The organism is Fundidesulfovibrio magnetotacticus, assembly GCF_013019105.1.
GTDB classification, from domain to species: domain Bacteria; phylum Desulfobacterota; class Desulfovibrionia; order Desulfovibrionales; family Desulfovibrionaceae; genus Fundidesulfovibrio; species Fundidesulfovibrio magnetotacticus.
Genome location: NZ_BLTE01000008.1, coordinates 1 through 13,317 on the forward strand (window position 1 = coordinate 1; position 13,317 = coordinate 13,317).

6 protein-coding genes and 1 pseudogene are annotated in these 13,317 nt (G+C 67.6%); 6 read left to right on the plus strand and 1 reads right to left on the minus strand.

What is annotated here, in order from left to right:
* Positions 1 to 178: 178 nt before the first annotated feature.
* Entirely contained in the window at positions 179 to 2,260 is a 2,082-nt protein-coding gene (locus tag NNJEOMEG_RS09485) for a molybdopterin-dependent oxidoreductase (protein ID WP_173083767.1), read from the minus strand.
* A gap of 691 nt (positions 2,261 to 2,951) precedes the next feature.
* On the opposite strand from NNJEOMEG_RS09485, the gene NNJEOMEG_RS09490 reads away from it, so the two are divergent.
* The 6 genes and pseudogenes from NNJEOMEG_RS09490 (at position 2,952) to NNJEOMEG_RS09520 (ending at position 13,279) form a co-directional block, all read left to right on the plus strand.
* The gene (locus NNJEOMEG_RS09490) at positions 2,952 to 3,473 is read left to right on the plus strand and encodes a 4Fe-4S dicluster domain-containing protein (RefSeq protein ID WP_173083769.1); all 522 of its coding nucleotides are present in this window, start codon (positions 2,952 to 2,954) and stop codon (positions 3,471 to 3,473) included.
* Positions 3,474 to 4,040: 567 nt separating this feature from the next.
* Positions 4,041 to 5,207: pseudogene (locus tag NNJEOMEG_RS20655) on the plus strand (sulfite exporter TauE/SafE family protein).
* A 282-nt stretch (positions 5,208 to 5,489) separates the two neighbouring features.
* Positions 5,490 to 8,180: a response regulator gene (locus tag NNJEOMEG_RS09505; protein ID WP_173083771.1), complete on the plus strand. Its 2,691-nt coding sequence runs from the start codon at positions 5,490 to 5,492 to the stop codon at positions 8,178 to 8,180.
* Positions 8,181 to 8,278: 98 nt separating this feature from the next.
* On the plus strand, positions 8,279 to 11,515 hold the full coding sequence (locus NNJEOMEG_RS09510; protein ID WP_173083773.1) for a PAS domain S-box protein: 3,237 nt from the start codon (positions 8,279 to 8,281) through the stop codon (positions 11,513 to 11,515).
* A 130-nt stretch (positions 11,516 to 11,645) separates the two neighbouring features.
* On the plus strand, positions 11,646 to 12,050 hold the full coding sequence (locus tag NNJEOMEG_RS09515; protein ID WP_173083775.1) for a response regulator: 405 nt from the start codon (positions 11,646 to 11,648) through the stop codon (positions 12,048 to 12,050).
* Positions 12,051 to 12,133: 83 nt separating this feature from the next.
* Positions 12,134 to 13,279: an NAD(P)/FAD-dependent oxidoreductase gene (locus NNJEOMEG_RS09520; protein ID WP_173083777.1), complete on the plus strand. Its 1,146-nt coding sequence runs from the start codon at positions 12,134 to 12,136 to the stop codon at positions 13,277 to 13,279.
* Positions 13,280 to 13,317 lie beyond the last annotated feature (38 nt).

Genomic DNA, 13,317 nt, shown 5'->3' on the forward strand with positions numbered 1-13,317 from the left:
GGAGAACCGTCCGGGCTACTTCCCCAGAGGAAACCCCGAAGACGGGGTTTCCGGGAGCCGCTTACGGGCGGCAGAGCCGCCCTGCTCCAGGCCGCGCTGAGCGCGGGGTTGTCCGTTGCGCGGACAGCAAAGGCCCGGACGGAGAACCGTCCGGGCCTCGTGATGCGATGTCGTATCGCTAGGCCTTCTGCACGGAGACGAAGAACTCCTGCATGGCCAGGCCGCCTCCGGGGGCGGACTCCACGCCCAGGCCGCCGGGCATGAGCTCGTTGTCCGAGACGCCCTTGCCGTTGGCCCTGGTCTCCACGGGGAGGCGGTGGCCGAAGCCGTGCACCATGAAGGCCGCCTCGGGATGGATGAACTCGGTGACGAAGGCCTTGATGCGCCCCGAATGGCCGTTGGAGGAGACCACCACCGTGTCGCCGTCCTTGATTTCCATGGCCTTGGCCTTGGCGGTGTTGATCCACAGGGTGTTTTCGGGGAACTGCTCATTGAGCAGCGGGTTGTTCACGGTGTGGCCCTGGGTGTGGGTGCCCACGCGGCCGAAGGCGATGCGGAACTTGCCCGCCGGGGGCGACTCGGGCGAAACGTAGACCGGCAGGGACTCATACCCGGCCTTCTCCCACTTCTCACTGACCATCTCCAGCTTGCCCGAGGGCGTGGCGAACTTGAGCTCTTCCACGCCGAGGTAGCGGGGGTCGGCGGCCAGGCCCACGAAGCCCTTCTTGTCCAGGTCGGCCATGGAGACGCCGGTGCCGTCGAGCTGGTAGCTCCAGATGTCCTCGATGGACTTGAAGGCGAAGCCCTCGATGCCCAGGCGCTCGGCCAGGCCGGAGAGGATCTCCCAGTCGGCGCGGGTCTCGAAGCGGGGCTGAAGGGCGCGCTGGCGGTAGAAGAACTGGGGTTTGAGGCCGCCCTTCTGGGCGATGATGGACTCGCGCGAGAGATAAGGCGACATGGGCAGCACCACGTCGGCGTACCAGGCCGTGTCGGACCAGGAGAAGGTGACGGCCACCAGGAGGTCCAGCTTGTCCCAGATGCGGCGGATGGCGTCGGGGTCGGGCATGGCCATGAGGGGGTCGTGACGCATGGCGATGTAGGCCGAGACGGGGTACGGGTCGCCGGTGTCGATGGCCTCGAAGGCCTTGTGGAGCAGGCCAGGCCCGGCGTCGTGGGCGGGGAGCTTCCAGCCCACTCCGTCGGCGCGCTTCTCCTCGGGCTTGGGGAAGAGGTCCACGAGCTTCTTGATGCCCTTGCGGCCCACGTCCTTGGGCGTGCTGGCCAGGGGCAGGCCGCCCTTGGCCCCGATGGAGCCCAGCAGCGCGTTGATGATGTAGGCGGTGCGGCTGACGTAGAAGGAGTCCTTGTAGCGGGCGGTCATCCAGCCGGGGTGCCAGATCACGTGGGGCGCGGCCTTGGAGAGGTCCTTGGCCAGCTGCACGATGGCCTTGGCCTCCACGCCGCACTCGCGGGCGGCGAACTCGGGCGAATAGGGCTCCACGAAGGTGCGCAGGCGGTCGAGGTCCTTGATCCAGAGTTCGGCGTAGTGCTTGTCGTAGAGGCCCTTGTGGAGCAGTTCGTGGATCACGGCCAGGTTGAAGGCGTAGTCGGTGCCGGGGCGGATCATAAAGAAGTTGTCCGCCTTGGAGGCCGTGACCGTGGCGCGGATGTCGATGCAGGTAAGCTCCGCGCCCTTGGCGATGCCGTCCAGCACGCTGTTGACCTCGGCCACGTTGATGGCCTCGAAGATGTTGCGCGTCTGGAGCACGATGTGCTTGGCGTTGGAATAGTCGTACACCAGATCGGTACGGGCCAGCCCTGTCACGGAGCGGCAGGCGTGCTGCACGTTGCGGGCGCAGGAGACGTCGTGGTTGCAGTAGTTAGGCGAGCCGATGGCGCGCATGAAGCCCTGGTGCAGGTCCACGAAGGGACCGCCACGGTCGGAGAAGAGGACGGTGCGCGGTCCGTGGCGCTCCATGAGTTCCTTGAGCTTGCCGGCCACGTGGTCGAGGGCTTCGTCCCAGCTTACGCGGGCCCATTTGCCTTCGCCGCGCGCTCCGGTGCGGATCATGGGGTGCTGCGGACGTTCGGCGTCGGCTTCAAGGGCCGGCCCCGCCGCTCCGCGCGCGCAGAGCGCGCCCTTGAGCGGGGAGTTGGGGTTGCCCTGGATGAAACGGACCTCGCCGTCTTCCACGTCCACCAGAATGGGGCAGCGCACGGTGCACATGCCGCAGACGCTGAAGACTTCCTTCTTGGACATGAACGCCTCCTGGCTGAATCGCGGTTGGAACAATCTGGGGTGCGCGGTTGCAAGAGCGGATGCATCCAACCGCTGCCCCGCTCCGTAACAGTTCCGAAAAATCATGACAAGACGGCGCGGCGCTTGGGATAATAATAACATGGCTTGTCGTGACGGTGAATAGACCGTATTGGGTCGGGGCGCACTCTGGAAGAGAACAATCCATACTGTTGCGGTGTGATTTTCAGGCCGCGATGGCTTGTCCGGAAGGAGAGCGGAAAGGTGCGCTGCTTTCTGTGAATCCTTGAAAAGCTCATTGTTGCAGCATGTTGCCGGCGAAGCGACCTCCATGTCGCCCTTCCGGACGGCGAAGCGGACGCCGGCCGCGGGGTCTGCCCGACGGAACCGGGCGCAGCCGGAAACGCCCCCGGAGCACTTGCCGAACCAGGCAGGCGCCGAGGCGAGGCCACCGGATGGGCTGGAAAAGTTTCTCACATGAAGAGAAGCAGTTGCGCTTTTCTTTCCGGGGTGTAATACTTCTAAGGTGTATCGACTGTTTTTTTGATTCTCAAGGAGATCGATAGACAGAATCGATAGCATCAACCGCCAGGGCCGAAACGGACCACGCGCGGGGGCGCGTCGGGACGACCGGGCCGCCCCGGGGGCTTCCGGCGGAAAACAGCCAAGGCGGCTTCGGGCCGCGGGGGTAAGCATGAGCCTCTACTATATCAAGACCGACGCCAAACGCTGCATCAGCTGCAAGGCCTGCGAGGTGCACTGCAAGTCCAAGAACAGGGTGCCCCTGGGCGCCAGGCTCGGCCAGCTGGTCAGCGTGGGGCCGGTGAACAAGGCGGGCAAGCCCAGGATCATGAGCCTGTTCATGCCCTGCTTCCATTGCGAGGAGCCCTGGTGCGTCTCCGCCTGCCCCACCGGGGCCATGACGCGGCGCGAGAAGGACGGCATCGTCTTCGTGCAGACCAAGCTCTGCGTGGGCTGCAAGGCCTGCATCATCGCCTGTCCGTGGAACGTGCCCCAGTGGGACGAGGCCTCGGGCAAGGCCATCAAGTGCGATTTCTGCCGCGACCGGCTCGACGCCGGAAAGAACCCCGCGTGCGTGACGGGCTGCTGCGCCCACGCCCTGGAATTCGTGCGGCCCAACGTGGCCTCGCGCTCGGTGCGGGCCTCGTGGGGCGAGAAGCTTTTGAAGCACCAGTTGGAGGAAGGGGGGCTCTAGCCCCTTGGCGAGTGTGAGGCCGCGCCCCGGCGCGGGAACCGTGGACACAAGGAGACGCTAGCGATGTCGAGAAAACGTGCGATTGTGGCGATGGTGATGCTGTGCCTGGTCATGGCGTCGTATTACGTGCCCTTCGGTCAGGCCCAGGACAAGGCGGCAGACCCCGCCCAGGCCCCTGCCGCCGCCGCGGCCCCCGCAGCGGGCTCGATCACCCTGAACGTGGACAAGACCGCCCTGAAGAACGGCGGCGACATCAAGGTGACCGGCAAGGCCCCCGCGGGCAAGGGCGTCTACCTTGAGGTCTGGAACGACAACAAGGTGCGCTCGGTGTTCTTCGACAGCGCCAAGCCCAACCCCGAAACTCCGCCTCCCTACAAGCTCTACCTCACCGAAGGCCTGCCCGCCTTCTACCAGATCTACCTGCCCAAGGACAAAGCCGAAGCCCTCTCCAAGGTCGCGGGGTCGGGTCCCAAGTTCCAGTATTCAGTCGTGCTCAAGGAACTCGGCGCGGATGTGGCCTACAACGTCCCGGCCAAGGTGGCCATCGACGCTTTCCAGTCCACCATCATGGCCTCCATCCTGGGTTCGCGCGGCGAGCCCCTGCCCAAGCTGGACGCCCAGGAGACCAAGCGCCGCTCCATGCAGCTGGTGAAGGCCCGCTTCCGCTCCAAGGGTAAGCTGCTCGCCGCCACCGTGGACGTGGCCCCCGACGGCGCTTTCTCCGCCGTGGTGAAGATCCCCGACGGAAGCGCCCCCGGCAAGTACAACATCGTGGCCTACGCCGACAAAGAGAAGAGCGCCCCCGCCGTGGTGGAGAACTCCATCGCCTTCCCCGTGCTCTACATGGAGAACGCCGGCACCTCCATGAACGTCTTCTGGCCCTTCCTGCTCACCCTGGCCATCGGCGTGTTCGGCGTGCTCATGGGCGCGGGCGGCGGCTTCCTGCTCAACCCCATCCTGCTCTCCATCTGGCCCGTGCTGCCCCACACCGTGGTGGCCGGCACCGTCACCCCCACGGTGCTCTTCTCCCAGGGCTCGGGCATCTACAACTACTCCAAGATCAAGTTCATCAGCTGGAAGCTGGGCGTGATCATGGGCCTCGCCATGGCCGCAGGCGGCTTCATCGGGCCAAAGCTCACGGAGCTGATCACCCTCGACCAGTTCAAGTTCGTCTTCGGCTGGATCCTCCTCGTCCTGGGCGCCCTCATGTTCTGGCAGACCACCCCCGGGTATCTGGAAAAGAACAAGAAGGAGCAGGCCATCCTCAAGGAGTTCAAGAAACGCGCCGAGGAAAACGCCAAGGCCAAGGCCTAACCAGAGAGCGAAAGGAGCACATCCATGCATATCACTGTTGAATTCTGGGGCCATGAGTTCAAGGTCAACATCATCATCGGTTGTATCGGGGCTTTCATCCTGGCCATCATCTCCTCCATGTTCGGCTTCGGCGGCGGCCCCTTTATGGTGCCCCTGATGACCGTGGTGCTTGGCCTGCCCATGTATCTGGTGGTGGGCAGCTCGCTCCTGGCCATCTTCTTCAACACCGCCATGAGTTCCATGCGCCACTACCAGTTCGGCAACTTCGACCTGACCTTCTTCCTGATCATGTTCCCGGCCGCCATCCTGGGCGGTTTCATCGCCCCCCAGATCGCCAAGCGCATCAGCCCCCTGTGGGTGAAGCGCGTGGCCGTGGTGGGCCTGGCCCTCTTGGGCCTCTCCCTGCTGGGCCTGTTCTAGCCCCGGCCGGCATTCGGTTCGCGAGGCCTCGTCCGGCAACGGACGGGGCCTTTTGCCTGACGGCAAACCCCGAAGACGGGGTTTGCGGGAACCGCTTACGGGCGGCAAAGCCGCCCTGCTCCAGGCTGCGCTTCGCGCAGGGCTGCTGAAAAAGCCCCAAAGCCGGCTTTTTCAGCAGCCTCGGCCCCGTCCGCAGCCGGACGGGGCCTTTGTTTTGCACGCGTTTACAAACCGTTGCGCATCTGAGATGATGGCTTGGCCGCCGAAACCGGCGGGCGCAGCATGGACAACGTCAAGGCCTGCCTCGTTCAAGCGATCCTGTTCCTCCTCGTCTCCGGGACGGGCTTCTACCATTTTGGCCTCGTGCACGATCAGCAGAAACGGCAAGACCGCGAAAGCCTGGAAGCGCTCTGCACGGCCAAGGCGGAGGACATCCGCGTCCTGCTGGGCCAGCTCGTCGACGCCGCGAGGGTCCTGTCCGTCCTGACCTCGCGCGAGCGCGACGCTGAGCAAGGGAAGAACCTGCGCGAGCACGCCCTCGCCACCATGAGCATCTTCCCCGCCGTGGAGGCCCTCTGCCTGGCTGATGCCGGGTTGGTCACCCGGGTTTATCCGGCCCGGGGCTTCGAGACCCTCACGGGCATGGAGCTGCCGGGCCTGGCCCCCCGCCCGAGACCGGGACGCGAACGCCCGGACGATCTCCAGAGCCTTTCCCTGGGCTCCTTGCGCCTGGGACACGGCGTCCGCGCGATCTACGCGCGCGCGCCGTTCAACAGCGTCGGCCTGTCCCGGTCCATGGCCGTGGCCTTCATGGGCGTGGAGCGGCTCGTGGAACGCGCCGGACTGGACACCCTGACCCAGAGCGGCGCGGCCTTCCTCCTGGAGGAGGCCGCAGGGCAGGGAACCGTACGCCTGGCGAGCGCGGGCTGGGAGGACAATCTGCAGGAGACGGCGCGCACGCTGGTCCTGTCCGGCATGGAGCTGACGCTGCGCCTGGGCCGCCCCGATCAGGCGGCCAGCGGCATGTTCTGGACCGCGGCGGCCTCGTGCGGAGCGGGCCTGGCGGCCCTGTTCATGGCCAGGATTCTGCAAAAGGGGTCCGTGCGCCTTCGCGCCGTGTCGAAACGCCGCACGGAGCGCCTGAAGTGCGTCTGCAAAAGGCTAGCTGGCGAGATCCGCGCCCGCAAGGAGTCCCAGGTGGAACTCGCGGACGCGCGCCGCCTGGGCCGGGGCATATTCCTGTGCAACCCGGCCGCCCTCCTTCTGGCCGACCCCTCCACCCTCTGCGTCGTGGAGGCCAACGAGGCCGCCGGACTCCTGCTGGGCCGGACGCCGGACGACATGGCCCAAACGCCCCTGGCCCGGCTCCTCCACCTCGACGACGACGACGTGGGACGCCTGGCCGCCATGGCCATGCGCGGCGAGGGCTGCGCGCAACCCTGCCGCATCGACGCGCCCTCGGGAACGACGCGGCACGGGAAGGTCCACTTCGGCTCCCTGCGCGAGGGCGACAAACCGCAGCTGCTCTGCGTGCTCCAATTCGTCGAGGCGGGAGAGCGCACGCCGACGCACCTCGGCCATTCCCAGCACGACGCCGAGGCTCTGCTCCAAGGCCTGGACTGCGCCTTCCTTGTCCTGGATCGCCAGGGAAGCGTGGGCTACGCCAGCAACAACGTGACCGCCTGGACAGGGATTGAGCCCTCCCGCATCGCCGGTTCCTCGTTTTTGACCCTCCTTGCGCCCGAGGAGCGCGCCGCCGCCTGGAAGCGCTTCCAGAACATGGTCCAGGGGCGCGTGCGGGGCTACTCCGCGTTGCAACGCGTGACCCGAACCGACGGCGCGTCCCTCGATGCGGCCATCCGGACGTGCGCCGTGCTCGACCCGCTCGGACGCTTCTCCGGGGCCTTCAGCGCGATCATGGACGTCACGGAGCTGTCCCTCCGGCCGCCCGACCCGGTGGACTTCCCAGCCCTGGGACACGATCTGCGCACCCCCCTGAACGCCGCCATGGGGCTCGCCGAACTGACCCTGCACGCCGGGGGGCTTTCCGCCGCTCAGCACGACAATCTCCTGCGCATCCTGGATGCCTGCCGCCAGGCCCTGGAAACCATTGCCGCAGAGCTGGACCGGAGCGCGCCGGAACCCTCCGTTCAGGGCGGCGCCGCGGAGAAATCCCCGCCTGCCGCACGGACTGCGGCATCCGCCACGCTCCGCGAAGTGGATCAGCGTCTGGCCGGCCGACGCGTTCTCGTGGTGGAGGACGACCCCCTGAGCCGCCACACGGCCGCGCGCATGCTGGCCCTGGGCGGCGTGGAGACCGTGCTGGCCGAAAACGGCCAGAGCGCCCTGAGGGAACTGGAGCACGGCGACATCGATCTGGTGCTCCTGGACCTCGGGCTGCAGGACATGGACGGCTATCAGGTGCTGGAGGCCATCCGGGGCCTGCCCGGAAGCGCCGAACTCCCCGTGGTGGCGCTCACGGGCCGGGCCTCCGGCCAGGAGCGCGAGCGCTCCCTGGAGGCAGGCATGGACGGCCACCTCACCAAGCCCCTGGACTCGGCCAGGCTTTTCGAGGAGCTGGCCGCGAGGCTGCTCGGCTCCCCACGGGGCGGGCGGTCGCTCCCGGTGCTGGACAGCACGCGCGCCCTGGGCCAGCTCATGGGCAATCACGACCTGTACCGCAGGCTCCTGGCCAGCTTCCTGCGCGACTACGCGACCCTGGGCGACTCCATGGCCGAGAGTCTGGCGCGCGGAGAGCACGAGGCGCTCATCGAGACGGCGCACACCGTAAAGGGCCTGGCAGGAAGCCTGGGCGCGCCCGCACTGGCGCGAGCCTGCCAGGAACTGGAGGCGGCGTTGCGCCGCCCGGAGGGACAGAAGCACGGGGCCCTGCTCGCCTTCCGCGAAGCCCTGGACGCCTTCCTGGAACGGGCGCAACGCCACTTGACGGACTCGGATTTGCCAATAATCTGAAAAATCGACAGTTTTTTCTCCTAGCCTTGTCCAACGCAAATCCGCTATGCCTCTGGCACCCGACGGGGCGCACGAGGCCCCTTGCGCGTGAGTGAAACGTGAGCAGCAGTCCCAGAGTTCTCGTCACCCATCCTGGCAAGGACGCCGCCGAGCAACTGGCGGCAAGCCTGGCCAAGGCTTCCTTCGATCCCGTCTGGTCCTGGGCCGACGGTCCGCAGGCCCTTGAAGCCTGCCTGCGGGAAGCCGAGTGGGACATGCTCGTGGTCTCCTCGGCCCTGCCGGAAGCCCAACTGGGCCGCTGCCTGATCCTTGCCCGCGAGCTGCGCCCGGGGCTCCCGGTGCTCCTGACCACCCAAGGCGAGGCAGCCTGGCAGGAGGTGGCCCAGGCCCTGGAGGGCTCGGGGCTCGTGGGGCTCGCCCGGCAGGACCAGCTGGCCCTGGCCTTCAGCCGCCGCCTCACGCGCAACCTCGCGGGGCACCCGCGCACCCAGAACGCCGGGGCCATCCGCCAGGGCTCTTTCTTCGCCCAGCTCTTCGAGAATTTTCCCCAGGCCATCACCGTGGTGGACACGCAGGACGTCGTGGTGGAGATCAACCGCGGCTTCGAGGAGCTCTTCGGCTACACCCCGGACGAGGCCCGCGGCCACAAGATCCAGGACCTGGTGGTCCCCGGCGACATGGCCGAGGACTCCTCGGACCTGCGCCGCCGGGCCACCATGAGCGCCACCGTGCAGCGCGAGACAGTGCGCGTGCGCAAGAACGGCGAACGCGTCCACGTGCTGGTGGTCTCCTGCCCCATCAACGTGGGGGGGGCGCCCCTGGGCATGTTCTGGACCTACATCGACATCACCGCCCGGCGCGAGGCCGAGGAGGCCCTGCGCCTGGCCGAGAAGCAGTTCCGGGGCGTGGTGAACAACGCCGTGATGGGCATCTTCCAGGCCACGCTGGATCTCAAGCTCACCATGGTCAACCCGGCCCTGGCGGCCATCCTGGGCTGCTCCTCCACGGAGGAACTGCTGGCCCGGCCCGAGCAGTGCGAACTCTTCCTGGGCGATCCCGAACAGGCCCTGGAACTGTGGCGCAGGCTCGACGAGTCCGGCGCGGTGTCGGGCCTGGAGGTGCTGGTGAGCCGCCTGGACGGCCAGCCCATCTGGCTGGCCCTCTCGGCGCGCATGGTGCAGGGCCCTGGCGGCGCGCGCTTCCTGGAAGGCACGGTGGAAAACGTTACGGCCCGCAAGCTGGCCGAGGAACGCCTGCGCCATGCCGAGGAGAAGTTCCGGGCCATCTTCGAGAACGCCCAGGAGGGCATCTGCCAGTCCACGCCCGAGGGGCGTTTCCTCTCGGCCAACCCGGCCCTGGCGCGCATCCTGGGCTACGATTCCCCCGCGCGGCTCATCGAGGAATGCACCGACATCCCCTCCATGCTCTACGTCAACCCCGGGCGGCGCGAGGATTTCCGCGCCGTGCTGGAGCGGGAAGGCCACGTGGCGGCCTTCGAGTCCCAGGTGTACCGCAAGGACGGACGCGTCATCTGGATCAGCGAGCATTCCCGCGTGGTGCGCGACGCATCGGCACGCCCCCTCTACTTCGAGGGGACCATCATCGACATCTCCAAGCGCAAGCGCGCCGAGAAGGAACTGCGCCGCGCCGAGGCCAAATACCGCTCCATCTTCGTCAACTCCCTGGACGGCATCTACCAGGCCGACACCACCGGACACTACGTCTCGGCCAACCCGGCCCTGGCGCGCATCCACGGCTACCCCTCGCCCCAAGAATTCATGGAGGCCCAGGGCCTCACCGGCCCCCAGCACGTGGACAGCGCACGGCGCGCCGAGTTCATGCGCCTGCTCACCTCCACGGGCCGGGTGCTGGGCTTCGAGTCCGAGCTGCGCCGCGAGGACGGCGCGATGATCTGGGTCAGCGAATCCGCCTGGGAGGTGCGCGGCGAAGACGGCCAACTCCAGTACTACGAGGGCATGGTCCAGGACATCACCGCCCGCAAGTCCGCCGAGGACCAGCTGCGCCACCAGGCCTTCCACGACGCGCTCACCGGGCTGCCCAACCGCATCCTCTTCATGGACCGCCTGGACTGGGCGCTGCACCGCGCCCAGCGCAAGCACGCCTACCGCTTCGCCGTCTTCTTCCTGGACCTGGACCGCTTCAAGATCATCAACGACAGCCTGGGCCACCAGGCCGGCGACGCCCTGCTCGTGGAGGTCTCAGACCGGCTGCGCAAGGCGCTGCGCCCCATGGACACCGTGGCCCGCTTCGGCGGCGACGAGTTCGCCGTGCTCGTGGACGACATCTCCGGCACCCTGGACGCCACGCACATCCTCTCGCGGATCATGGCCGAGGTCTCACGGCCCTACGCCATCCAGGGCCGCCAGGTGTTCACCTCGGCCAGCGTGGGCGTGGTGCTCAAAACCTGGACCTACGAACGCCCCGAACACCTCCTGCGCGACGCCGACATCGCCATGTACCGCGCCAAGGCCCTGGGCAAGGACCGCTACGAGATTTTCGACCCCACCCTGCACCAGACCGCCACCTCCCTGCTCCAGATGGAGACCGACCTGCGCCTCGCCGTGGAGCGCCACGAGCTGATGCTCTACTACCAGCCCATCGTGGACATCGCCTCCGGGCACATCGAGGGCTTCGAGGCCCTGGTGCGCTGGAACCACCCCCGGCGCGGCATCGTGCCCCCGGCCGAGTTCATCCCCGTGGCGGAGGAGACGGGCCTCATCATGGTCATCGGCGCCTGGGTGTTGCGCAGCGCCTGCCGCCAGCTGGCCCAGTGGCTCAAGCTCCGCCCCGACGGAACGCCGCTCTCCATGAGCGTGAACCTCTCGGCCAAACAGTTCATGAGCCTCGACCTGGTGGGCGAAATCAAGGCCATCCTCGATGAGACGGGCATCCCCCCGGAGGCCCTCAAGCTGGAGATCACCGAGACCAAGGTCATGGAGAACGCCGAATTCGCCTCGCGCATGCTCACCCACCTCAAGGACCTGGGGGTGAAGATCAGCATCGACGACTTCGGCACGGGCTACTCCTCCCTGGCCTACCTGCACCGCTTCCCCCTGGACACCCTGAAGATCGACCGCAGCTTCGTGGGCAAGATGGGCGACGGCCAGGAAAACTCCGACATCGTGGGGGCCATCGTGGGCCTGGCCCACAACCTGGGCCTGGAAGTGGTGGCCGAAGGCGTGGAACTGCCGGGACAGCTGGACGAACTCCACGGCCTTTCCTGCCAGTTGGGACAGGGCTACCTGTTCTCCAAGCCCGTGCCGCCCGAGGAAGCCGAGGCCCTCCTGGCCCAGGGCTCCTTTCGCGACGAATAGGCCGGGGCTCTTCCCGCGCCCCTCCCGGCCGCTCCCTGTCGCCACGCCTTGACAGCCCACGGAATCCAAGGCTAGACAAACGCCTCAACCGCTTGTTTTCCTTGGCCAGCCTCAACAGCCGGAGACGGTCATGCGCGTGCTCATCGTCGACGACGATTTCTACTCCCGCAGTTTCCTGGAGTACATCCTCCACCCCTACGCCCTGTGCGACGTGGCCGAGAACGGCGAGGAGGCCATCATGGCCTTCCAGCAGGCCCTCAAGCAGGCCAAGCCCTACGACCTCGTCTGCATGGACCTGCGCATGCCCGAGATCGACGGGGCCACCGCCATGCGCGAAATCCGCGACGTGGAGAAGGACAGGGGCGTGCCCAGGGAGCAACAGGCCAAGATCATCATCACCTCGGTGCTCGAAGACGCCGAGGACACCCACAACGCCATGTTCCTGGGCGACGCCACGGCCTTTCTCCAGAAGCCCATCGAGGAAAAGGCCCTCCTGGCCGAAATGAAGCGCCTGGGGCTCATCGCCGAACACTAGCCGCCCCCGGGCCGCGTTGTTCCGGCGGGGCCAAGCCGTCCCCGCCCTTGCCTTCTTCCCCGCTTTGCCGCATGGTGGGCACCATGGGAAAGCATCTGCTGCTACTGGGCGGCGGCCACGCGCACCTGAGCGTCCTCAAGGAGGCCGCCTCCTTCCGTGACGCCGGGCACCACGTCACCCTGGCGAGCCCATCCGACCGCCACTACTACTCGGGCATGGGGCCGGGCCTGCTCTCGGGCCTCTACGCCCCGCGCGAGTGCCGCTTCAACGTGCGCGCCATGATCGAGAACGGCGGCGGCACGTTCATCCGCTCTCGCCTGGCCTCCCTGGACCCCGCGCGCCGCGTGGCGCGCCTGGAAAACGGCATGGCCGTGGGCTACGACGTGTGCTCGATCAACACGGGCTCGGCCGTGCCCCCCTCCGTGGCCGGGTGCGGGCGGCCCAACGTCTTTCCCGTGAAGCCCATCGAGAACCTCCTGGAGGCCAAACGGCGCATCGAGGCCGTGGCCGAGCTGGGCCGCACGGCCAAGGTGCTGGTGGCCGGGGGCGGCGCAGCCGCCTTCGAGCTGGCGGGCAACGCCTGCGCCCTCATCGGCTGCGCCTGCTCCGAGACGCCCGACATTTCCCTTGCCCCCGGCGGGGGCTTCCTGCGCCGCTTCCCGGAGCGGGTGCGCCTGCTGGCCCACCGCTCACTGGCGCGCCGGGGCATCAAGATCTTCGAGGGCCTGGGCGTCGCCCGCCTGGAGGAGGACCGCGCAGTGCTCACCGACGGCCTGCGCGTGCCCTACGACGTGGCCCTGCTGGCCGTGGGCGTGCGCCCCCACCCGGACTTCTCCCGCTTCGGCCTCGCCGTCGGGCCGCACGGCGGCCTGCTGGTGGACGAGCACCTGCGCAGCGCCAGCCACCCCGATGTTTTCGGAGGGGGCGACTGCATCGACTTCGGCCCCAAACCCCTGGACAAGGTGGGCGTCTACCCGGTGCGCCAGAACCCCCTGCTGCTCCACAACCTCCGGGCCGCCCTGGAGGAGCGCCCCCTCGCGCCCTTCTCGGACACCTCCGGCAACTACATGCTCATCCTCAATTGCGGCGACGGGCGGGGCATCCTGCGCAAAGGCCCCCTGGCCTACGAAGGCCAGACCGCCCTCTGGCTCAAGGACCGCATCGACCGCGCCTTCATGCGCTCCTTCCAGGTGAGCGGCGAACTGGAAGAGGACGACCCGCCCGCTTGACCCCCGCCCGGACCCGGCCTATCTGTTCGACATTGCTC